At 71.3% G+C, this 19,678-nt stretch carries 23 protein-coding genes; 10 read left to right on the top strand and 13 right to left on the bottom strand.

Going from position 1 to position 19,678, the window contains the following annotated elements; all coding sequences use genetic code 11:
- Positions 1 to 137 precede the first annotated feature (137 nt).
- The gene (locus AB0H86_RS12145) at positions 138 to 1,394 is read left to right on the top strand and encodes an arsenic transporter (RefSeq protein ID WP_362436476.1); all 1,257 of its coding nucleotides are present in this window, start codon (positions 138 to 140) and stop codon (positions 1,392 to 1,394) included.
- 15 nt (positions 1,395 to 1,409) lie between these two features.
- On the opposite strand, the gene AB0H86_RS12140 is transcribed toward AB0H86_RS12145, so the two are convergent.
- Entirely contained in the window at positions 1,410 to 3,344 is a 1,935-nt protein-coding gene (locus AB0H86_RS12140; protein ID WP_362436190.1) for an RICIN domain-containing protein, read from the bottom strand.
- Between the two features lie 284 nt (positions 3,345 to 3,628).
- Positions 3,629 to 4,582: a helix-turn-helix domain-containing protein gene (locus AB0H86_RS12135; RefSeq protein ID WP_362436188.1), complete on the bottom strand. Its 954-nt coding sequence runs from the start codon at positions 4,580 to 4,582 to the stop codon at positions 3,629 to 3,631.
- A 69-nt stretch (positions 4,583 to 4,651) separates the two neighbouring features.
- Here AB0H86_RS12135 and AB0H86_RS12130 point away from each other — a divergent pair, with 69 nt between their 5' ends.
- Positions 4,652 to 5,470, top strand: coding sequence for a phytanoyl-CoA dioxygenase family protein (locus AB0H86_RS12130; RefSeq protein WP_362436186.1), 819 nt, complete (start codon positions 4,652 to 4,654; stop codon positions 5,468 to 5,470).
- 84 nt (positions 5,471 to 5,554) lie between these two features.
- Here the strand turns inward: AB0H86_RS12130 and AB0H86_RS12125 are convergent, their stop codons facing one another.
- The 5 genes from AB0H86_RS12125 to AB0H86_RS12105 form a co-directional block, all read right to left on the bottom strand.
- Complete coding sequence (locus AB0H86_RS12125) at positions 5,555 to 6,523, bottom strand: aldo/keto reductase (protein WP_362436184.1); 969 nt, start codon at positions 6,521 to 6,523, stop codon at positions 5,555 to 5,557.
- Positions 6,524 to 6,586: 63 nt separating this feature from the next.
- Positions 6,587 to 7,114, bottom strand: coding sequence for a flavoprotein (locus tag AB0H86_RS12120; protein WP_362436182.1), 528 nt, complete (start codon positions 7,112 to 7,114; stop codon positions 6,587 to 6,589).
- 9 nt (positions 7,115 to 7,123) lie between these two features.
- Complete coding sequence (locus AB0H86_RS12115; RefSeq protein WP_362436180.1) at positions 7,124 to 7,582, bottom strand: nuclear transport factor 2 family protein; 459 nt, start codon at positions 7,580 to 7,582, stop codon at positions 7,124 to 7,126.
- Positions 7,583 to 7,703: 121 nt separating this feature from the next.
- Positions 7,704 to 7,904 carry a ferredoxin gene (locus tag AB0H86_RS12110; RefSeq protein ID WP_362436178.1) on the bottom strand — a complete coding sequence of 67 codons (201 nt, stop codon included), beginning with the start codon at positions 7,902 to 7,904 and terminating at the stop codon, positions 7,704 to 7,706.
- A 12-nt stretch (positions 7,905 to 7,916) separates the two neighbouring features.
- Complete coding sequence (locus tag AB0H86_RS12105) at positions 7,917 to 9,116, bottom strand: cytochrome P450 (RefSeq protein WP_362436176.1); 1,200 nt, start codon at positions 9,114 to 9,116, stop codon at positions 7,917 to 7,919.
- A gap of 227 nt (positions 9,117 to 9,343) precedes the next feature.
- Between AB0H86_RS12105 and AB0H86_RS12100 the strand changes: the two genes are divergently transcribed.
- The 3 genes from AB0H86_RS12100 to AB0H86_RS12090 all read left to right on the top strand — a co-directional run bounded on the left by AB0H86_RS12100 (position 9,344) and on the right by AB0H86_RS12090 (position 10,710).
- Positions 9,344 to 9,472, top strand: coding sequence for a hypothetical protein (locus AB0H86_RS12100; RefSeq protein ID WP_362436174.1), 129 nt, complete (start codon positions 9,344 to 9,346; stop codon positions 9,470 to 9,472).
- Entirely contained in the window at positions 9,469 to 10,101 is a 633-nt protein-coding gene (locus AB0H86_RS12095; RefSeq protein ID WP_362436172.1) for a LysE family transporter, read from the top strand. Before AB0H86_RS12100 ends, AB0H86_RS12095 begins: the two co-directional genes overlap by 4 nt.
- Positions 10,102 to 10,260: 159 nt before the next feature.
- Positions 10,261 to 10,710 (top strand): nitroreductase family deazaflavin-dependent oxidoreductase, encoded by a 450-nt coding sequence (locus tag AB0H86_RS12090; RefSeq protein ID WP_362436170.1) that lies wholly within the window; start codon positions 10,261 to 10,263, stop codon positions 10,708 to 10,710.
- Between the two features lie 61 nt (positions 10,711 to 10,771).
- On the opposite strand, the gene AB0H86_RS12085 is transcribed toward AB0H86_RS12090, so the two are convergent.
- Positions 10,772 to 11,743, bottom strand: coding sequence for a cation diffusion facilitator family transporter (locus AB0H86_RS12085; RefSeq protein ID WP_362436168.1), 972 nt, complete (start codon positions 11,741 to 11,743; stop codon positions 10,772 to 10,774).
- 131 nt (positions 11,744 to 11,874) lie between these two features.
- Here AB0H86_RS12085 and AB0H86_RS12080 point away from each other — a divergent pair, with 131 nt between their 5' ends.
- Both AB0H86_RS12080 and AB0H86_RS12075 read left to right on the top strand, forming a co-directional pair.
- Positions 11,875 to 12,900, top strand: a complete 1,026-nt coding sequence (locus AB0H86_RS12080; RefSeq protein ID WP_362436166.1) for a glutathione S-transferase C-terminal domain-containing protein — start codon at positions 11,875 to 11,877, stop codon at positions 12,898 to 12,900.
- Positions 12,901 to 12,944: 44 nt separating this feature from the next.
- The gene (locus AB0H86_RS12075; protein ID WP_362436164.1) at positions 12,945 to 13,247 is read left to right on the top strand and encodes a DUF4235 domain-containing protein; all 303 of its coding nucleotides are present in this window, start codon (positions 12,945 to 12,947) and stop codon (positions 13,245 to 13,247) included.
- A gap of 32 nt (positions 13,248 to 13,279) precedes the next feature.
- On the opposite strand, the gene AB0H86_RS12070 is transcribed toward AB0H86_RS12075, so the two are convergent.
- Positions 13,280 to 13,672, bottom strand: a complete 393-nt coding sequence (locus tag AB0H86_RS12070; protein ID WP_362436162.1) for a VOC family protein — start codon at positions 13,670 to 13,672, stop codon at positions 13,280 to 13,282.
- A 112-nt stretch (positions 13,673 to 13,784) separates the two neighbouring features.
- On the bottom strand, positions 13,785 to 13,961 hold the full coding sequence (locus AB0H86_RS12065) for a hypothetical protein (protein WP_362436160.1): 177 nt from the start codon (positions 13,959 to 13,961) through the stop codon (positions 13,785 to 13,787).
- Between the two features lie 71 nt (positions 13,962 to 14,032).
- On the opposite strand from AB0H86_RS12065, the gene AB0H86_RS12060 reads away from it, so the two are divergent.
- Entirely contained in the window at positions 14,033 to 14,395 is a 363-nt protein-coding gene (locus AB0H86_RS12060) for a DUF1304 domain-containing protein (protein WP_362436158.1), read from the top strand.
- Positions 14,392 to 14,955 carry a TetR/AcrR family transcriptional regulator gene (locus AB0H86_RS12055; protein WP_362436156.1) on the top strand — a complete coding sequence of 188 codons (564 nt, stop codon included), beginning with the start codon at positions 14,392 to 14,394 and terminating at the stop codon, positions 14,953 to 14,955. Before AB0H86_RS12060 ends, AB0H86_RS12055 begins: the two co-directional genes overlap by 4 nt.
- A 16-nt stretch (positions 14,956 to 14,971) precedes the next feature.
- Here the strand turns inward: AB0H86_RS12055 and AB0H86_RS12050 are convergent, their stop codons facing one another.
- Complete coding sequence (locus AB0H86_RS12050) at positions 14,972 to 15,931, bottom strand: helix-turn-helix domain-containing protein (RefSeq protein ID WP_362436154.1); 960 nt, start codon at positions 15,929 to 15,931, stop codon at positions 14,972 to 14,974.
- A gap of 70 nt (positions 15,932 to 16,001) precedes the next feature.
- Between AB0H86_RS12050 and AB0H86_RS12045 the strand changes: the two genes are divergently transcribed.
- Positions 16,002 to 16,952 carry an NADP-dependent oxidoreductase gene (locus tag AB0H86_RS12045; protein ID WP_362436152.1) on the top strand — a complete coding sequence of 317 codons (951 nt, stop codon included), beginning with the start codon at positions 16,002 to 16,004 and terminating at the stop codon, positions 16,950 to 16,952.
- A 45-nt stretch (positions 16,953 to 16,997) separates the two neighbouring features.
- Here AB0H86_RS12045 and AB0H86_RS12040 read toward each other — a convergent pair whose 3' ends face one another.
- Together AB0H86_RS12040 and AB0H86_RS12035 are read right to left on the bottom strand one after the other, a co-directional pair.
- Positions 16,998 to 18,104: an NAD(P)-dependent alcohol dehydrogenase gene (locus tag AB0H86_RS12040; protein ID WP_362436150.1), complete on the bottom strand. Its 1,107-nt coding sequence runs from the start codon at positions 18,102 to 18,104 to the stop codon at positions 16,998 to 17,000.
- Positions 18,105 to 18,128: 24 nt separating this feature from the next.
- Positions 18,129 to 19,583, bottom strand: a complete 1,455-nt coding sequence (locus tag AB0H86_RS12035) for an aldehyde dehydrogenase family protein (protein WP_362436148.1) — start codon at positions 19,581 to 19,583, stop codon at positions 18,129 to 18,131.
- Between the last annotated feature and the right edge of the window lie 95 nt (positions 19,584 to 19,678).

Raw genomic sequence — 19,678 nt, 5'->3', positions numbered from 1 at the left:
GCAACGGCTCCATGCAGACGTACCCGCCGCACAACCGCCCCTGCCGGTGAGCGGCCCGGCACGGGGTAGTCGCGGGGCCTCTTACCCTCGCCTGCTTTCATGGCGGGCCCCGCCTCATCGCGTTCGAAGGATCCGCCCTGAACACCCCGCTCGCCGAGACCCTGTCCGTCGTCCTGCTCGTCGCCGTCCTGGCGTGGGCCGTGCTGCGCCCGTTCGGATGGCCGGAGGCGGTGGTGGCGGTGCCGGCGGCGGGGGTGGCGATCGCAAGCGGGGCGATCTCGCTGGAGCACGCGCGGCAGGAGGCCGAGCGGCTGGGTCCGGTGGTCGGGTTCCTCGCCGCGGTGCTGGTGCTCGCCCACTTCTGCGACGTCGAGGGGCTCTTCCAGGCGTGCGGGGCGTGGATGGCCCGCCGGGCGGCGGGCTCGCCGGGGCGGCTGCTGGCGGCGGTGTTCGTGCTGGCATCGGCGATCACGGCCGTCCTCAGTCTGGATGCCACCGTGGTGCTGCTGACGCCGGTGGTGTTCGCCACGGCCTCCCGGATGGGGGTGGCCGCAAAGCCGCACGCCTACGCGAGCGCGCACCTGTCGAACACGGCCTCGCTGCTGCTGCCGGTCTCGAACCTCACCAATCTGCTGGCGTTCGCGGCGAGCGGGCTGAGTTTCACCCGGTTCGCGGCCCTGATGGCGCTGCCGTGGCTGCTCGCGATCCTCGCCGAGTACGTGGTGTTCCGGCGTTTCTTCCACCGCGAACTGACGGGGACCACGCACTCCCCCGATCCTGCCGACCAGCCCGAGCTGCCGCTGTTCGCACTGGTCACCGTCGCCTGCACACTGGCCGGGTTCGTCGTGACCTCGGCCCTCGGTGTCGAGCCGGCCTGGGCCGCGCTGGCGGGGGCCCTGGTGCTGGCCGGCCGGGCCCTCGTGCGTCGGCGGGCCACCCCGCTCTCCGTGGTGCGGGCGGCGTCGCCCGCCTTCCTTGCCTTCGTCCTCGCGCTGGGCATCGTCGTACGCGCGGTCGTCGACAACGGCCTCGCCGACGCACTGCGCCATGTGCTGCCGGGCGGGTCGGGGCTCGCCGCACTGCTCGGCATCGCCGTGCTGGCCGCAGTGCTGGCGAACCTCATCAACAACCTGCCCGCGGTGCTGGTCCTGCTGCCGCTGACCGCGGCGGCCGGACCCGGTGCGGTGCTCGCCGTGCTGCTCGGGGTGAACATCGGCCCGAACCTCACCTACGCCGGGTCGCTGGCCACGCTGCTGTGGCGGCGCATCGCGCACGGGCACGCGCACGATGTCCAGTTGGGCGAGTTCACCCGGCTCGGACTGCTCTCCGTACCGGCCGCCCTCGTACCCGCGGTGTTGGCGCTGTGGGCGTCGCTCCAGGTCATCGGGGCCTGAACCACGGGGGCTCGGTCAGCGGCGCCCGCCGGTGCCGTGGTGCGAGCCGTAGCCTCCGTAACCGCCGCCGTACCCGCCGCTCCCGTACCCGCCGCCCCCGTACTCGCCCGTGGGATACGAGTACGACGGCGTCGGTGTGGGCGTGGCCGGCGGGGTCGACGGAGTCGCGGACGGCGTCGCCTCGGGTGTGGACGTGGGTGTCGGGCTCTTCGACGCCTTGGGGGCGGGCGGGGCCTGCGGTGTCCGCGAGAGGGTGCTGTCGGCGTCCCAGTTGACCACCTCCATCTGGAGGTCGGTCTTCGAGGTGTCGATGGCCCAGCGCTGGGCGGCCGAGCTGTCGTCGCGGGCCTTCAGGACCAGCGCGCCCGACGCGTCGGTGGCCGCGGGAGCGAGCGCCTGGTCCTGGTCCCAGCGGGGGACGAGGGCGCCCTGGACGGTGAAGTCGTAGTGGATGTTCTGGCTGTCGGACTTGGCACCGCCCTTGCAGGGGGCCAGCACCACCGAGTAGCCGAGGTGGGAGTCCATGCAGAGGTCGGGAGCGTCCGCGCTGCGCAGCAGGCCATCGGGTTCGTACGACCACTGCTGGTCCCGGTCCGAGGAACAGGGGGTCAGGGCGGTCTCCGCGCCCTCGACGGACTTCTCGCCGACGATGCCGACGCAGAGTCCGGACGTGACGTTGTGCAGCCGTCCGCGCACGGTGCCCTGCTCCGCGTCGCCGGCTTCGACCCAGGACGGGTCGGACGTCGACTTGTCCGAGGCGGTGTCGGGCTCGGCGGAGCGGCCGTCGTCGGCCTGCTGGGCGCCCTCCGAGGAGCCCAGGGAGGACCACAGGACCAGCGGCAGGACGATCAGCCCGCTGACGGTGAGGACGGCCGCGGTGAGGTTGCGGCGGGAGGCACGGCGGGCCGCCCTGTGGGCGGACCTGCGCGAAGCGCGGCGAGGGCCGGTACGGGTGCCGGTGCCGGTACGGGTGCCGGTCGCCGGCGTGGAGGACGCGGGCGCGGTCGTGAACGGCGCGAAGTCCTCGCCGGGGAACGGGGGCGGCGGGGTCAGCGGCACCGGACCGAACAACTCGCCCGGGACCGGCGCGGGCGGCGTCTCGGTCTCGTGCGGGGCGGCGTGCACGCGCACGCGGCCCTCCAGATAGGCGTGGGCTCCCCAGCCGAGTACCGCTTCGGCCAGCGCGGCGCCGAGCCCCTCGTTGAACTGGTGCAGTTGGCCCGCGGTGTGGCTGCAGTGCCGGCACCGCCCCAGATGCCCACGCAGATCGGTGTCGATGTCCACGCCGCCGCGCCGGTAGGTCACGTCCAGCAGCCGCAGATAGTGCCGGCACTCCTGCTCGGGGGCGAGTTCGCGGTGGACCTGGAGGCACTCCTCGCGCAACCGCTCGCGGGCCCGCCGCAGTTCGACGCGGGCGCTCTCCTCGTCCAGGCCCAACAGCGCGGCGGGTACGGCGAGCGATTCGGCCTCGACCTCGGTGTGCCAGAGCAGGCAGCGGGCCGACTGGGGCAGCCTCTGGAACGCCCCGGACAGCACTCTGAGGTCCGGGGACGGCAGCAGGCGGTCGGCGACCCGGCCCCCGCCGCCCTCGGCTCTCAGTTCCGGGTGCAGCTGTTCGCGTCTGCCGTCGGTGTCCCACTCCGCCGCGATCCGGCGCACGGTGACCAGGAGATGAGGGCGCCACGCGGAACTCGGCCCGGTCTGGCGCAGGGACTCCCCGAACAGGCGGGTGAACGCGGCGGTGGTGAGCATTCCCGCGGGACGCGGACCGTCGGCGCACAGCCTGGCGTAGGCGAAGGCCGCTTCCCAGTGCCGGTCGAGGAGTTCTCCGACGGGTTGCAGTGCGGGTGTCGCCCCACTCCACTTCTTGAGCTCGGCGCTCAGTTGCTCGTCCGTGGCGTCGCCCGGGCGAGCGGGAGTGGGGGAATTCGACAGGCCTGCGTCATACACTGCGGCATTCCTCCGAGGGCAAACTGCCCAAATCCATACCAATGGGTATGCGGTGCCGTCAAGTAGGCGACGGTATCCATCCGCACAGGGTTCGGCATCTCGTACGCCCGCCAGGAAAAGCTCTTTTGAAGCCTGGGGAGTGAACGGGAGCGGCCTCGCGCGCACAGAGGAGTCGTTATTGTCCATGCGCCGACAAGGCACACCTTGGCACAGGCCAGCGAGTTGTAACAAGAGACCTCGCTGTTTTGTGCATTGCGTGCACGTCGGGGCGATTTGACGAAACGTCAACCCTGGACCTTTGGGGATTGACCGGCATCGATGCCGTATTCGGAAATGGTTGGGCCATTCGACCGGTAGGCGCCGGGCGGCAGGCCGTAGCGCTCGTGGAAGACCCGGTTGAAGTGGCAGGGGCTCGCGAAACCGGAGGCGGCCGCCACCCGTCCCACGGGCAGGTCGGTGCCCTCCAGCAGCTGGGCGGCGTGCCGCAGACGCGCCTCGCGCAGTTCCCGCATCGGCGAGCGGCCGAACTGCTGGGAGAACAGGTGCGCGAACCGGGAGGGGGGCAGCGCGACGTCGGCGGCGAGTGAGCGGACGGTGTGCGGGGCCGCCGGGTCGGCCGCGATCAGCTCCTGGGCATGGCGTATGCGGGGGTCGACGCCGGGCCGGGGTGTCGGTGCGCGGGCGGCTCCGGCGGTGAGCAGGACGACCTCCTCCAGCGCGCAGAGGGCGAGTTCGCGGGCCGCGGTGCCGTGCGCCACGGCGACCTGTTCCCGGTCGTCCTCGGTGGCGGGCGGTGCCCCGGTGCCCGTCCAGCGGGCGTCGGAGAGCATCCGGCGGAACGCGGCCTCGATCCGGTCGTGCGCGTCCGCCGGGGTGGAGGTGATCACATGCAGGCCGTCGCCGGTGGCGTACGGACGCAGCCAGGCCCGCCAGGACGGTCTGGCCCGGCAGTGCGCCCACCAGAACCGCCAGTGCGGGGCGCCCGGCGCGACGCCGTAGTCGTGCCGTACGCCCGGCGCGAGCACCACCAGATCCCCGACACCCGCCCGTGTCCGCGTCGCTCCTTGGCTCAGCCGACCCTGTCCGCCGGTCGTCCAGGTGAAGAGCCAACTGTCGGCTCCGCGCGGCCGGTTGACGCCGTAGCCCGGGCTCTGGTCGTAGCGGCCGACCACCACCGGGCCCGGCGGCGGGGCGGGATCGCCGGGTGCGGCAGTCCTGGGCAATCCGTCAGCGCTCATGTGCATCCCCCTTCGGCGGGCGGCGGCCTAGCGTGTCGTAGCGACGACACCCGACCGAGGAGTGGACGTATGACAGTCACGGACAACAAAGCCGCCGACGTTCCCATCCTGCCCGAGGAGGGACAACAGGCGTTCCGGGAGGACGGCTTCACCGTCGTGCGGGGGCTGTTCGGGTACGACGAGATCGACCGGTTGCGCGCCGAGTTCGCGGCGCTGCACGCGGCCGGGCCGGTGCCGGGGCACTTCGAGCCCCGTGACTCGGCGGATCCGCTGCACCGGTATCCGAGGGTGATGCAGCCGCACGAGATCAACGGCCTCGCGCGGAGCGTGCTGCTGGATCCGCGGCTGCGCACCGTGCTGGAGGCGCTGCTGGGCGAGGAGGTGCTGGCCGCGCAGAGCATGTTCTACTTCAAGCCGCCGGGGGCCCGGGGGCAGGCGCTGCACCAGGACAACTTCTTTCTGCGGGTCGAGCCGGGCACGTGTGTGGCGGCGTGGATCGCCTGCGACGAGATCGACCGGGACAACGGCGGTCTGGAGGTCGTGCCCGGCACCCACCGGATGGAGGTGTTCTGCCCCGAGGAGGCGGACGCCGAGCTGTCGTTCGCCCGGGAGTACGTGCCCCCGCCGCCGGGGCTCACCGCCGTACCGGTCGACATGCGTCCGGGGGACGTGCTGTTCTTCAACGGCAGCCTGGTGCACGGCTCGCAGCCCAACCGGACGGCCGACCGGTTCCGTCGGGCGTTCATCGGCCACTACGTGGGGCGTTCGACCGAGCGTATCGGGCACTTCTACCGCACGCTGTCGATGAGCGGCGACCGGGTGCCGCTGCCGGAGAGCGAGGGCGCGGGTCCGTGCGGCACGGAGTTCGCACCGCACGGTCCGCACTAGGTCGGCGCTGGGCGCCCGCACCGGGTCCGCGACAGGTCCGACGGGACGCTGTGTGTTCGTGGCTGGTCGCGTCCCGCCGGGGGCTCAGTGGCCGACAATCGGACGTGCCGTGTACGGCTGCTCCAGCTCCTCGATCTCCTTGTCGCTGAGTTCGAGGTCGGCGGCGGCGACGGCGTCCTCGATGTGCCGTGGCTTGGCCGCGCCGACGATCGGGGCGGCCACCGTGTCCCGGTGCAGCAGCCAGGCGAGGGCGACCTGGGCGCGCGGGACACCACGGTCGTCCGCGATACGGGTGACGGCCTCGACGATGGTGCGGTCGCCCTCCTGATAGAGCCGGCCGCCGAAGTCGTCGCTGGCGCTGCGCTCGGTCACCGTCCCCCAGTCCCGGGTCAGCCGCCCCCGGGCGAGGGGGCTCCACGGCAGCGCGCTCACGCCCTGGTCCGCGCAGAGTGGCAGCATCTCCCGTTCCTCCTCGCGGTAGAGGAGGTTGTAGTGGTTCTGCATGGACACGAACCTGGTCCAGCCGTGCCGCTCGGCCGTGTACTGCATCTTGGAGAACTGCCAGGCGTACATCGAACTCGCCCCGATGTAGCGGACCTTGCCCGCCTTCACCAGGTCGTGCAGCGCCTCCATGGTCTCCTCGACCGGGGTGTGCGGGTCGAAGCGGTGGATCTGGTAGAGGTCGACGTAGTCGGTGCCGAGGCGGGCGAGGCTGTGGTCGATCTCGGTCATGATCGCCTTGCGGGACAGTCCGGCGCCGTTGGCTCCGGGCCGCATGCGCCCGTGCACCTTGGTGGCGAGCACGACCTCGTCACGGTGGGCGAAGTCGGCGAGCGCCCTGCCGACGATCTCCTCGCTGGTACCGGCCGAGTAGACGTTGGCGGTGTCGAAGAAGTTGATCCCCTCGTCCAGCGCCTGCCGGATGAGCGGACGTGACGCCTCCTCGTCGAGGGTCCACTCGTGCGCGCCGCGGTCGGGCAGGCCGTAGGTCATACAGCCCAGAGAGATCCGCGAGACGTCCAGGCCCGTCGAACCGAGCTTCACGTACTGCATCGTTGCTGCTCCTGCCTTCGGGATGGGTACGAGGCTACGAAGGGGAGCGTACGACTGTCCGCCTCACGCCAGCAGGTCCAGTGCCCGCTCCCAGCCGAACTCGGGCCGCCCGCCGTCCTCCCCCGCCTCGCCGGAGTACGGCTCGCCGAACCTCACGTCCATCCCGCGCAGCCGTATCAGGCTGTCCTGGTAGGCGGGATGGGCGGTCAACGCGTCGGCCACGCACGGGAGTACCGCGACCGGGACGCCCAGCCCGTGGGCCTCGCACAGGGTGGCCACGGCGAGGGTGTCGGCGAGTCCGGCCGCCCACTTGTTGATCGTGTTGAAGGTGGCGGGCGCGACGACCACGGCGTCGGGCGGCGGGAAGGGGCGCGGCTCACCGGGGGTGCGCCAGGCGGAACGGATCCGTCGTCCGGTGAGCGTCTCGACGGCGGCGGTGTCGAAGAAGCCGTTCATGGCGACGGGCGTCGCGATGACACCGACCGCCCAGTCCCGCTCCTGGGCGGCGGTGATCAGCCTGCCGACGTCCGCCGCGATCCCGGCGGCGCAGACGACGACGTAGAGGAAGGGCCTGGCGGCCTGTTCGGTCACCCGCGCACCCTACTGAAGCGGGACGGACAGCCCCCGCTCGGCCTGTGGCCGTGGGCCGATGATTCGCCGCTGCTCCTCCTGGATGGGCACGTCGTTGATGCTGGCCTCGCGCCGGGTCATCAGTCCGTGCTCGTCGAACTCCCACAGCTCGTTGCCGTACGACCGCCACCACGTGCCGTCGGAGTCCCGGCACTCGTACTGGAAACGGACCGCGATGCGGTTGCCGTCGAACGCCCACAGGTCCTTGCGCAGCGCGTACTCGTGCTCGCGCGCCCACTTCGCGGTGAGGAACTCGACGATCTCGGCACGGCCGGTGACGAAGGTGTCGCGGTTTCGCCAGACCGAGTCCGGGGAGTAGGCGAGCGCCACCCGGTGGGGATCGCGGGTGTTCCAGGCGTCCTCGGCGGCCTGCACCTTCTGGGACGCGCTCTCGCGGGTGAAGGGCGGCAGGGGCGGGCGGGCGGTCATGTCAGCCTCCGTGGCCGAAGAGGGAGAACGGGCGCCTGGACGTTCAAGTGGGCGCCCTGTGCCACCTTACGGCTGTACCGGTCGTCCCCTTCGGCACGGGGCGGACGAGGCAGGTCAGGGCTCAGCCCACCGTCTCGTGCACCGTGATGGCGGCGACCGGGCAGGCCCGGGCCGCCTCCCGGACCATCAGGTCGCCCGCGCCGTCCTCCCGGCCCGGCAGCAGGGTGCTGAGCCCGTCGTCGTCCTGGGTGAAGACGCCCGGGGCGGCCAGGGCGCACTGGCCCGCGCCGATACAGGCGTCCTTGTCGATGTCGATGTGCATGACCGGAGCCTCTTACCAGGTCACGGGGAGTTCCAGCATCCCCTGGATCGTGTCGCCGGGCTTGAAGGGGATCTCGTCCGCCGGGGCGGCGAGGCGGAGCGTGGGCAGCCGGTCGAAGAGTGTCCTGAGGGCGATCTCCAGTTCGGCGCGGGCCAGGTTCTGGCCAAGGCACTGGTGGATGCCGAAGCCGAAGCCCACGTGGTGGCGGGCCGACCGTTGCCAGTCCAGGGTGTCGGGGTCGGCGTAGACACCCTCGTCGCGGTTGATGACCGAGGTCGCGAAGATCACGCCGTCGCCGGCCCGGATCGTCGTCCCCGCCACCTCGATGTCGTCGGTGGCCAGCCGCAGCAGCCCGTCGGCGATCGACAGCATCCGCATGAGCTCCTCGACCGCGGTGGGCAGCAGCGCGGGGTCGGCGCGCAACTCGGCCAGCCGCTCGGGGTGTCGCAGGAGCGTGTAGGTGCCCAGCGAGATCATGTTGGCGGTGGTCTCGTGACCCGCGACCAGCAGGATGATCGCCAGGGAGATCACCTCCTGACGACCGAGTTCGCCGTCGCGCAGCCGCTGGTGGACGAGTTCGTCCAGCACGCCGTCCCCGGGCTCCGGCTGCTTCTGTTTGCGGTCGATCAACTCGCCGATGTACGCCTCCAGTCGGTCGCGCGCGTCCGAGGTGTCCTCGGCCGTCGGTCCGCGCAGCAGCCGTCGGGACTGGTCCTCGAAGAAGTCGTGGTCGGCGTAGGGGACTCCGAGCAGCGCGCAGATCACCGTCGAGGGCACGGGCAGTGCGAAGGCGCTCACCAGCTCGGCGGGCGGTCCCTGCGCGATCATCGCGTCGAGGCGTTCGTCGACCACCTGCTGGATGCGCGGACGCAGTTCGGTGGCGCGTTTCAGGGTGAAGGCGGGGATCATCATCCGCCGTTGCGTCTGGTGTTCCGGGCCGTCGACGCCCAGCAGCGCGGTCTTCCGGTTCCGGAGCGCGGCGAAGCGGGCCGTGGGCGCGGGGAAGTCGGGGTGGGTGCGGTCAGCGGACAGGCGTTGGTCGGCCAGCAGGGCGCGGGCTGCGGCGTGCCCGCTGACCAGCCAGGCCGGGCGGCCGTCGAAGAGCGCGACCCGGGTCAGCGGCCGGGTCTCGCGCAGCGGGTCGTAGGCGGTCGGCGGGTGATAGGGGCAGGTGCGGTCCTGCGGGAAAGCGACGGATTCCGTTTCTGGCATGGAGACCTCGCAGACAGGGAGAACGTCGTGCAGATCTTCATTAGATGCTCCGGGCATCTATGAGGCGACGACAAGTTCGGCCAGATCAGTGACGCGCGCGATCTGGCCGGGGATGATCGCTTCGCGGGCGCGAATCGGAGGGCGGTATTCGCCCCCGGTGCCGAGTCGGCGACCGCACCTCGGAAAACGGGTTGTCGCCGCGCGGTCCCCACCCTCAGGATCTGGCCATGTCTACGACCGACGCCCTTCTGCCGCCGACCGACGCCCTTCTGCCGCCGACCGCCGCCGCCATCCGTCCGGTGCGCCTCCAGCAGCAGTCCGGCCGACCGTGGGGTCCGATGCACCCGCGCTCGTGACCGCTGTGCTCGTGGCGGGGCTGCTCGCGGGATACGGCATCGCCGTGCCCGTCGGCGCGGTCGGAACCTACCTGGTCTCCCTCACCGCTCGTACGTCCCTGCGGACCGGGAGCTGCGCCGCGCTCGGCGTCGCGAGTGCCGACGGCCTGTACGCCCTGGTGGCCGCAGTCGGCGGCGCCACCCTCGCCGGCGCCCTGCGGCCGGTGCTCGGACCGCTGCGCTGGGTCTCCGCGCTGGTGCTGATCGCGTTGGCGGCCCGGGGCGCGATCACGGCCGTGCGGCGGTACCGCGACCACCTCCTCGCCACCCGTTGCGACCCGCCTCCGCCGAGCCCCGCACGGGCCTTTCTGGGACTGCTCGGGATCACCCTGCTCAACCCGACCACCGTGATCTACTTCGCCGCGCTGGTGCTGGGCACCCGGGCCGAGGAGGCCGTACGGCCCCTGGAACAAGGGGTGTTCGTGCTGGCGGCCTTCACCGCGTCCGCGAGTTGGCAGTTGCTGCTCGCCGGGGGCGGTGCCTTGCTGGGCCGGGCGCTGACCGGGCACCGGGGGCGGCTGATGACGGCGCTGCTGTCGAGCGGTGTGATGACGGCCCTGGCGGTGCGGATGCTCGTGGCTCCGGCGTGAGCGGGCCGGTGGTCACAGCGGTGCGCTCGCCGGTGAGGTGGCGGACCGGTGGGGCGCCCTTCGGGATCGTGGGGGAAACCGGTAAGGATGAATCCTGCAGGGTTCGACGTTGAACCTTGCTGCCAGCAAGCCGTAGTCGATGACGATGGGACGGATGCCATGCCTCTCAAAGGCGAGTACGAACCCAGCCCGACGCAGTGGGTGCGCGACCAGGTGGAGCTGTACGAGAGCTCCGGCGGCACCAAGGGGACGACCCTGCAGGACACGGGGAGGCCGGTCATCCTGCTGACGACACGGGGCTCGAAGAGCGGCAAGATTCGCAAGACGCCGCTGATGCGCGTGGAGCACGAGGGGCGCTACGCCGTGGTCGCCTCCCTGGGCGGGGCGCCCAAACACCCGGTCTGGTACTACAACGTCCAGGCCGATCCTCAGGTGGAGCTCCAGGACGGGCCGGTGAAGCAGGACCTGACGGCCCGTGAGGTCACCGGGACGGAGAAGGCCGAGTGGTGGGAGCGTGCCGTCGCGGCCTTCCCGCCGTACGCCGACTACCAGAAGAAGACAGACCGGGAGATTCCGGTCTTCGTCCTCGAGCCCGTCGACGGGAACTGAATCGGCCGGAAAATTCTCGCCCGGGGGACGCATGGAGCCGCGTCCCCCGGGCACCTGACCGTCAGGCCCCGCCGCGTCCCCCCGTCGCGGCGGGGCTTTCTGGTTCCTCCGCGGCAGGTCGGTCGGTCACGTCGAGGAACACCTGGTCCGCCTCGGCGACGGCGCCGGCGATCGACCGCTTGATCCGTACGGCGACCTCCTCGACCCGTTCGCTGTCCATTCCGGGCATCAGGTCGACGCGGGCGGCCACCAGGACGGAGTCCATCCCCATCTTCATCGTGAACAGCGCCTCCACGCTGTCGATCTCGGGCTGGGCGTCCAGCAGGGCCCGGATCCTGTCACTGGACTCCGTATCGGCCGCCTCGCCGATCAGCTGGTCCCGTGCCTCGCGTCCCAGCCGGTACGCGACGTAGACGAGCAGCGCGCCGATCGTCAGCGACGCGGACGCCTCCCACACGACCTGCCCGGTGACCATGTGCAGCGCCATGCCGATCATCGCGAGCGTGACGCCCAGCACCGCCGTGCCGTCCTCGGCGACGACCGTGCGCAGCGCCGGGTCACGCAGGCCGTCCATGCCCCGGCCCTGCCGGCGCACCTGGTACAGCGCCCTGATCAGCGACGTCCCCTCGGCGAGGAAGGAGACGCCCAGCACGATCAGGCCCACCACGTATCCGCTGTGTTTCTCCTCGGCCCCGTTGTGGAGCGCCTCGATGCCCTGGAAGAAGGAGAAGCAGCCGCCCATCACGAAGATCCCGACGGCCGCGAGCAGCGACCAGAAGAAGCGCTCCTTGCCGTAGCCGAAGGGGTGGCGCCGGTCGGCGGGGCGGTGGCTGCGGCGCAGCGCGGCCAGGAGGAAGACCTCGTTGAGGCTGTCGGCGACGGAGTGCGCGGCTTCGGAGAGCAGTGCCGGTGAGGCGGCGAAGATCCCGCCCACGGCTTTGGCGACCGCGATCACCAGGTTCGCGGCGAGCGCCACGAGCACCGTGACTCGTGTCTTCCGGTCGGCCTTCTGACTTGACGGTGTCCCTGTCACCTCCGCCGACTGCCCCGGTCATTTCGACTCACACCGTGCCGTCGGCGGAAATCGGGGAACGCGTTCACCAGGGAAGGCGTACCGCGGAGCACGGTGGCGGGCGTACCGCAGGGGACAGCAGGGAGGACAGCATGACCGCCGGTGAGGACGGCAACAGCGAGTACGGAAGGAAGGCGTTCAAACGGTCGAAGAGCCACTTCGCGGACCGGATCACCGTGGACGGCCGCGACGGCTGGCCGGTGGAGGCCGGCCGCTACCGCCTGGTGGCCAGCCGCGCCTGTCCGTGGGCGAGCCGGGCGCTGGTCTCCCGGCGCCTTCTCGGTCTGGAGGACGCCCTCTCCCTCGCGATCGCCGATCCGATCCAGGACGACCGCAGTTGGCGCTTCACCCTGGACCCGGACGACCGCGACCCGGTCCTCGGCATCCGCTATCTCAGTGAGGCCTACGACGCGCGGGAGCGGGACTATCCGGGCGGGGTGAGCGTGCCCGCGATCGTGGACGTGCCCAGCGGGAAGCTGGTCACCAACGACTACCAGCGGATCACCCTGGACCTCGCCACCGAGTGGACGGCCCTGCACCGGGAGGGGGCGCCCGACCTGTATCCGCGTGCGCTGCGCGACGAGATCGACTCGGTGATGGCGGAGGTCTACGAGGACGTCAACAACGGCGTGTACCGGGCGGGCTTCGCGACCGACCAGGAGGAGTACGAGGCCGCCTGCGCCGGTGTCTTCCGTCGGCTGGAGCTACTGACACCGCGTCTTGCCCTGCAGCGCTATCTCGTCGGCGACACCCTCACCGAGGCGGACATCCGGCTGTTCACCACGTTGGTCCGTTTCGACGCGGTCTACCACGGTCACTTCAAGTGCAACCGCTGGAAGCTGGCGGAGAACCCGGTCCTGTGGGCGTATGTCCGCGATCTCTACCAGACTCCCGGCTTCGGCGACACGGTCGACTTCGATCACATCAAGCGGCACTACCACCAGGTGCACACCGGTATCAATCCGACCGGCATCGTGCCCCTGGGACCCGATCTGTCGGGCTGGTCGGCGCCCCATCACCGGGAGGAACTGGGCGGCCGGCCGTTCGGCGACGGGACACCGCCGGGCCCGGCCCCGGCGACCGAGACGATTCCGGCAGAGCACCGACCCGCCCACTGACGACCGACCCGCTGAAGAGCCACCCGCTGACTAAGGAGACTCACATGGCGAAGACGAAGAAAAAGAAGATGCCCCTCGCCTACAAGCCCCTCGGCTTCGTGCTGGGCTGGACGAGCGGAACGCTGGCCGGACTGGCCTTCCAGAAGACCTGGAAGGTGATCCGGCACGAGGACGACGCGCCCGACGCGCTGGACCGGGACCGCGGCTGGGGAGAGATCCTCTTCGCCGCCGCGGTCCAGGGCGCCATTTTCGCCGTGGTGCGCAGCGCGGTCGATCGCGCGGGCGCCAAGGCCATCGAGCGCTCCACCGGTGCCTGGCCCTCCGACGAAAAGGGCGGCCGGGACTGAGAACACTCCCCGGCCGCCTGTTCGGACGGCGCTCAGCCCTGCTTGGGTGCCGTCGACGGGACCAGGCGAAAAGTGAACGAGTGGCCGGCCGGGTCGGCGAAACCGCGTTCCTCGTACGGCCCTGAGACGTCCTTGGTCTCCAGCGGCCGCCCGCCGAGCCCGATGACCCTGCGCTCCGCCTCGTCGAGGTCCTCCACCACGAAGTCCAGGTGGGCCTGGAGGGCGTTCTCGGGGCGGGGCCAACTCGGCGGCGTCGCGTTCACATCACGCCGGAACGCCAGCCGGAGCCCGTCGCCGCCCCTGATCTCCACCCGGTTGGCGCTCTCGTGCGTCTGCTCGGCCTCCAGTAGTTCCTTGTAGAACACCGCGAGCTTCTCCGGCTCGGCACAGTCGAGCACGATGACTCCCGCTTTCACCAAGACCATGTCTCCTCCGAAGGATCCGGGGCGCGGGACGTCCGTGCCCGGCCCTGTACCTTGCGGATATCCAGAGCCGCCCGATTCAGTCGGTGACCGGCCACTTCCCGTGGCCCGACGGTTACGCCCCGAGCGCGGCCGGCCGTGCCGCCGCCGCGTCCAGCAGCAGGTCCAGGGCCGCCGGATAGGAGCTGCGGGGCATCTCGGCGACCAGGAGACGGGCTGTTTGCGGGGCGAGCGCGTGTACGCGGTGCAGGAAGAGTGGGCGGACGAGAGGAACTTCTGGACAGGTGTCCATGTATGGTGGACACCTGTCCAAGAGTTTGCCCGATGCCTCGATATGAACTCGATACGAAGGAGCCCCCGCGCGTGGAGACGGTCGCGAATGTGCTGGTCGGACTGGTGGCCGCCCTGCACGCCTACATCCTGGTGATGGAGATGTTCCTGTGGCAGAAGAAGCCCGGCCGGGCTCTGCACGGCTTCGACCCTGAGATGGCCCGGGCGACCGCCCCCATGGCCGCCAACCAGGGTCTCTACAACGGCTTCCTCGCGGCGGGTCTGGTGTGGGGTCTGATCGCCGCCGATCCGACCGGCTTCCGCGCCCAGGTCTTCTTCCTGTGCTGCGTGGTGGTCGCGGGTGTGTACGGAGCCGTCACGGCGAACCGTCGCATCCTGTTCGCGCAGGCTCTGCCGGGCGCGCTCGCCCTGGGCGCCGTCCTGCTCGCCCGATGAGCCGCGGCGGGCCCGAGGATCCGCGGGCCGCGCGCACCCGGGAGCGGCTGCGCCGGGCTCTCCTCGACGAGTGCGCCGAACGCCCCCTGGCGGAGGTCGGCGTGGCCGCGCTGGTGCGGCGGGCGGGGGTCGGCCGGGCCACGTTCTACGTCCACTACGCCGACCTGGAGGCGCTGGCGGTCGACGCCTGCGCGGACGTCGTACGCGAGGCCGTGGAGGCGCTGCACGCCTGGCGCGGGCGGCCCGATCCGGTGCACGCGCCGCCCGCGCTGGCGGAGTTCTTCGCCTCCCTCGCCCCGCATGCCGCGCTGTACCGGGCCCTGCTCGCTCCGGGTGGCGGCGGCCCGCTGGGGCGTGTCCTGAACCGGGATCTGCGGGCCTACAGCCTCCGCGAGCGCGAACTCGCGGGCGCGGCCGACGCCCCGCTGGTCGCCTCCGCCGTCGCCGCCACCTTCGCCGGAGTCCTGGCCGACTGGCTGCACGGCCTCCTCGAAGCCGACACCGCCGACATCGCCGACCAGGTGTGGCAGCTGCTGGTCGCCCTGCACGCGAGCAGATGAGAGCCGCTCGCGACGGTCAGCGGGCGGCCTCCTTGAACGTGCGCCGGTACGTCTGCGGCGAGACCCCGATCGCGGCCCGCAGGTGCTGGCGCAGCGAGGCGCCCGTGGCGAACCCGACCCGGCCGGCGACCTGGTCCACCGACAGGTCGCTCGCCTCCAGCAGATGACGGGCCCGCGCGACCCGCTGCTGGATCAGCCAGCGGCCGGGGCTGAGACCGACCTCGTCGTTGAAGCGGCGGGCGAAGGTGCGCAGGCTCATCCGCGCGTGGGCGGCGAGGTCGCCCAGGGTCAGGGGTTCGTCGAGGCGTTCCAGCGCCCACGCGCGCGTGGCGCCCGTGCCTGCGGCTCCGAGCTCGGGGACGGGCTGCTCGATGTACTGGGCCTGGCCGCCCTCCCGGAAGGGGGGCACCACGCAGCAGCGGGCCACCCAGTTGGCCAGTTCGCCGCCGTGGTCGGTGCGGACGATGTACAGGCAGACGTCGACGCCGGAGGCCGCGCCCGCCGAGGTGAGGATCCGGCCGTCGTGGACGAAGAGCACGTCGGGGTCGAGGTCGACGTTCGGGTACGTACGCCGGAACAGATCGGCGACATGCCAGTGCGTGGTGGCCTTGCGGCCGTCGAGGAGCCCCGCCGCGGCCAGGACGAAGGCGGCGGTGCAGATGGACACGATCCGCGCGTCCGGGCGGATCAGGGCGAGCGCGGCGGCGACCTCGGCGGGCAGCTCGGTGGGGATGCGCGAGGACGTCACGGAGGCGACCACGACCGTGTCGGCCGTCGCCAGGATCTCGGGTCCGTGCTCGACACCGATCGTGAAGTCGGCGCTGGTGCGCACGGGTTGTCCGTCGATGCTGCAGGTCAGCACCTCGTACCGGCCCCCGGCCGCGCCGAAGATCCGGCTGGGGATGCCCAGCTCGAAGGGATACACACCGTCCAGGGCCAGCACCACGACCCGTTCCGCCTGCCGTTCGCCACTCATGGCACGATCTTATCGAAGGTTGGCAATCGTGCCATTTTTAGTGCGGTACTCCTCGGGCAGGCTGGTTCACATGAGTACTGAGAACACGATGCGAGCCATCAGCCAGGACGTCCTCGGCGGTCCCGAGGTATTGAAGGAAGTGGAGCTGGCGCGTCCCGAGCCACGTGCGAACGAGGTACTGGTGCGGGTCCGTGCCGCCGGGGTCAACCCGACCGACTGGAAGCACCGCGCGACGGGCGGTTTTCTGGGCGATCCGCCCTTCGTCCTGGGCTGGGACGTCTCCGGCGTGGTCGAGGCGGTGGGCATCGGTGTGGCCCGCTTCGCGCCCGGCGACGAGGTCTTCGGAATGCTGTCCTACCCGTACGGTCACGGCTCGCACGCCGAGTACGTCACCGCTCCGGCGCGCACCTTCGCGCACAAACCGGCCTCGATCGACCACACCCAGGCGGCCGCGCTGCCGCTGGTCTCGCTGACCGCCTGGCAGGCCCTGACGGAGTACGCCGACCTGCAACCGGGGCAGCGGGTACTGATCCACGCGGCGGCCGGCGGTGTCGGACACGTCGCCGTGCAGATCGCCAAGGCGCGCGGCGCGTATGTGATCGGCACCGCGAGCGCGGGCAAGCACGACTTCCTGCGCGGGATCGGCGTGGACGAGGCGATCGACTACCGGGAGACGGACTTCGTCGACGCGGTGAAGGACGTCGACGTCGTGCTGGACACACTGGGCGGCGAGACCTCCCTGCGCTCGCTGCGCGTCCTGCGGCCGGGCGGGATCGTGGTCTCGATCGTGCCGATCGGCTCGCAGGAGTTCCCCGAGGAGGCCGAACGGCTGGGCGTACGGGCTCTCAGGATGCTCGTGGACGCCGACCGGACCGGGATGAGGGCGATCGCGGACCTCGTCGAGCAGGGGAAGCTGAGGGCCACGATCGCCGGCACCTTCCCGCTGGCCGATGCCGCCGAGGCGCACGCACTGGGCGAGACCGGCCGGACCACGGGGAAGCTGGTCCTCACGGTCGACTGAGCCGGACCCCGGTCCGTGGCGTCGGAACGTGAGTACGGGACCGGGTCAGAACGTGAGCACGGGCTTGATCGCCTTGCCCGCGCCCATGTCCCGCACCGCCTGGTCGATGTCCGCGAACGGATAGGTGCTGATCAGGCGGTGCAGCGGAAGCCGCCCCTCCTTCACCAGCCGGACCAGGGCGGGGATGAAGCTCTGCGTCTCGGCGTCACCGAGCGTGAGCCCGACGACCCGCTTGCCGCCGAGCAGCCCGTTGACGTCCAGGGCGACCTCGGTACCGAACGGCGGGGCGCCGACGACGACCAGGGTGCCGCGGGCGGCGAGCGCGTCGACACCCTGGCGAAGGACACCGACGTTGCCCGTGGTCTCCACCACACCGTCCGCGCCCTGGCCGCCGGTGATCTCCGCGAGCGTCTCACCGAGGTCGCTCTCGCCCGCGGTGACGGTGTGGGTGGCGCCCAACTCCTTGGCGAGTTGCAGGCGTTCGGCCACCCGGTCGACGGCGACGATGGTGGTGGCGGGGCTGAGGGCGGCCGCCATGACCGCCGACAGACCGACGGCTCCGGCACCCAGGACCACGATCGTGCTGCCGTTGACCGGCTTCAGCACGTTCCAGACGGCACCGACACCCGTCTGGACGCCGCAGCCCAGCGGGGCGATCGACTCCAGCGGTACGTCCGGGTCGACCTTGACGAGGCCGCGCTCGTCGACCAACGCCCGTTCGGCGAACGAGGACTGGCCGAAGAAGTGGCCGCCGAGCGGCTCGCCGTCGCGGCTGATGGTGCTGGTGCCGTCGGCGCGCCGGCCGCCGATGAGGTTCAGCGGCAGCCAGGTGGCGCAGTACGCGGGGTGGCCGCCCCGGCAGTTGCGGCAGTCGCCGCAGGAGGTGAAGGACAGAACGACGTGGTCGCCGGGGGCGACGCCGGTGACGGCGGACCCGACGGCCTCGACGACACCCGCACCCTCGTGCCCGAGGACTCCGGGGAGGGGAAAGGGCAGTCCGCCGCTCGCCACCCCGAGGTCGGTGTGGCACAGGCCGGTGGCGACCATACGGACGACCGCCTCGTGCGCACCGGGCTCGTCGAGCTCGACGTCGCTGAGGGTGAAGGGCGCACCGCCGGACTCGACGACGGCGGCGCGGGTGGTGAGGGACATGCGGGAACTCCTTGGAGAGCGCGCTCAGTCGAGCGAGACGACGACGGACTTGACCTTGGTGTAGGCGGCGAGCGCCTCGGGCCCGTACTCCCGGCCGAAGCCGGAGTCCTTGACCCCGCCGAACGGCACCGCGGGGTCGAGCATCGCCCAGTCGTTGATCCACACGATGCCCGCCTGGAGCCGTGCGGCGACCCGGTGGGCACGGGCGAGGTTGCTGGTCTGGACGCCGGAGGCCAGCCCGTACGGCGTGGAGTTGGCGAGGACGACGGCCTCTTCCTCTGAGTCGAAGGGCTGCACGGTGAGGACCGGACCGAAGACCTCCTCCTGCACCACACGCGAGTCGTTGGGGAGGTCCGCGATCACGGTGGGCTTGTAGTAGTAGCCGCCGTCCAGGTCGAGACGCTCGCCGCCGCAGACGATGCGGCCGCCCTCCTTGCGGGCCAGGGCGACGTACTCCTCGACCTTCCTCAGGTGCTTCTCCCCCGCCATCGGCCCGACGACGGTCTCGGCCCGGCGCGGGTCGCCGACCGGCACACCGGGGACGGCGTCGGCGAGGATGCCGAGGAGGGTGCTGTACACCGGGCGCGCCACCAGCAGCCTGGGGCCGCCCATGCAGAACTGTCCGGTGTTGAAGACGAAGCCCTTGATGACCGCGCCGACCGCCTTCTCCAGGTCGGCGTCCTCGAAGACCACGTGGGCCGCGTTGCCGCCGAGCTCCATGGTGACGGGCTTGAGGGCCGCCCCGGCGACGCTCGCGGCGTGCCGGCCCACGGCGGTGGAGCCGGTGAAGGCGATCTTGTCGACGCCGCTGTGCCGCAGCAGTGCCTCTCCGGCCACCGGGCCGGCGCCGGTGACGACGTTGACCACACCGTCCGGGACCCCCGCCTTCTGGAAGAGGCGGGCCATGTAGAGGGCGCTGAGCGGGGTCTCGTCGGCCGGCTTGTGCACGACCGTGTTGCCGGCCGCCAGCGCCGGGGCGATCTTGGAGCCGGCCAGGATCAGCGGGAAGTTGAACGGCGTGATCGCGGCGACCACACCGATCGGCTCGCGCCGGGTGTAGGCGAGAGCGTTCATGGGGGTGTCACGGTTCGAGCCGTGCAGGGAGTGGGCGAGGGCGGCGAAGTGCTCGTAGTCGTTGGCCGCGTTGGCCACGTCGACGGCGTGGCACAGCGTGATCGGCTTGCCCACGTCGAGGCTCTCCAGGTACGCGATGTCGTCGGCGTTCTCCCGGATCAGCTCGGCGACGCGATGCAGGATCCGGCCCCGCTCGCGGCCGCTCAGCCCTGACCAGGCGCCTCCGTCGAAGGCCTCGCGGGCGGCGCGCACGGCGGCGTCCACGTCGGCCGCGCCCGCCTCCGCGACCGTCGTGACGACCTCACCCCGGGACGGGTCGACCACGTCGGTGCGCGCTCCGTCGGCGGCCTCGCGCCACTGCCCTGCGATGAACAGCCGGCCAGGTTCGATCTCGAAGGTGCTCATCACCACTCCTCAGCCTCATTGCCAAGTTTTCAACAAACAGGATTCCTGTTGGTTCGCAGTCTCTTTACAGACAGGTTTCCTGTCAATGCTCTAGG

It is taken from the genome of Streptomyces sp. NPDC050997, from assembly GCF_040660135.1.
Classification (GTDB): Bacteria; Actinomycetota; Actinomycetes; order Streptomycetales; family Streptomycetaceae; genus Streptomyces.
This window is presented reverse-complemented; position numbering and strand designations above follow the sequence as displayed.

What these genes read in the sequence shown, in the direction of transcription:
- AB0H86_RS12065 (WP_362436160.1), bottom strand. Translation starts at nt 13,961, where the DNA reads ATGGACACCTGTCCAGAAGTTCCTCTCGTCCGCCCACTCTTCCTGCAC.
- AB0H86_RS12035 (WP_362436148.1), bottom strand. Translation starts at nt 19,583, where the DNA reads ATGAGCACCTTCGAGATCGAACCTGGCCGGCTGTTCATCGCAGGGCAG.
- AB0H86_RS12105 (WP_362436176.1), bottom strand. Translation starts at nt 9,116, where the DNA reads ATGCCAGAAACGGAATCCGTCGCTTTCCCGCAGGACCGCACCTGCCCC.
- AB0H86_RS12080 (WP_362436166.1), top strand. Translation starts at nt 11,875, where the DNA reads ATGACCGCCGGTGAGGACGGCAACAGCGAGTACGGAAGGAAGGCGTTC.
- AB0H86_RS12055 (WP_362436156.1), top strand. Translation starts at nt 14,392, where the DNA reads ATGAGCCGCGGCGGGCCCGAGGATCCGCGGGCCGCGCGCACCCGGGAG.
- AB0H86_RS12050 (WP_362436154.1), bottom strand. Translation starts at nt 15,931, where the DNA reads ATGAGTGGCGAACGGCAGGCGGAACGGGTCGTGGTGCTGGCCCTGGAC.
- AB0H86_RS12070 (WP_362436162.1), bottom strand. Translation starts at nt 13,672, where the DNA reads ATGGTCTTGGTGAAAGCGGGAGTCATCGTGCTCGACTGTGCCGAGCCG.
- AB0H86_RS12135 (WP_362436188.1), bottom strand. Translation starts at nt 4,582, where the DNA reads ATGAGCGCTGACGGATTGCCCAGGACTGCCGCACCCGGCGATCCCGCC.
- AB0H86_RS12075 (WP_362436164.1), top strand. Translation starts at nt 12,945, where the DNA reads ATGGCGAAGACGAAGAAAAAGAAGATGCCCCTCGCCTACAAGCCCCTC.
- AB0H86_RS12130 (WP_362436186.1), top strand. Translation starts at nt 4,652, where the DNA reads ATGACAGTCACGGACAACAAAGCCGCCGACGTTCCCATCCTGCCCGAG.
- AB0H86_RS12040 (WP_362436150.1), bottom strand. Translation starts at nt 18,104, where the DNA reads ATGTCCCTCACCACCCGCGCCGCCGTCGTCGAGTCCGGCGGTGCGCCC.
- AB0H86_RS12125 (WP_362436184.1), bottom strand. Translation starts at nt 6,523, where the DNA reads ATGCAGTACGTGAAGCTCGGTTCGACGGGCCTGGACGTCTCGCGGATC.
- AB0H86_RS12045 (WP_362436152.1), top strand. Translation starts at nt 16,002, where the DNA reads ATGAGTACTGAGAACACGATGCGAGCCATCAGCCAGGACGTCCTCGGC.
- AB0H86_RS12090 (WP_362436170.1), top strand. Translation starts at nt 10,261, where the DNA reads ATGCCTCTCAAAGGCGAGTACGAACCCAGCCCGACGCAGTGGGTGCGC.
- AB0H86_RS12110 (WP_362436178.1), bottom strand. Translation starts at nt 7,904, where the DNA reads ATGCACATCGACATCGACAAGGACGCCTGTATCGGCGCGGGCCAGTGC.
- AB0H86_RS12100 (WP_362436174.1), top strand. Translation starts at nt 9,344, where the DNA reads ATGTCTACGACCGACGCCCTTCTGCCGCCGACCGACGCCCTTCTGCCG.
- AB0H86_RS12115 (WP_362436180.1), bottom strand. Translation starts at nt 7,582, where the DNA reads ATGACCGCCCGCCCGCCCCTGCCGCCCTTCACCCGCGAGAGCGCGTCC.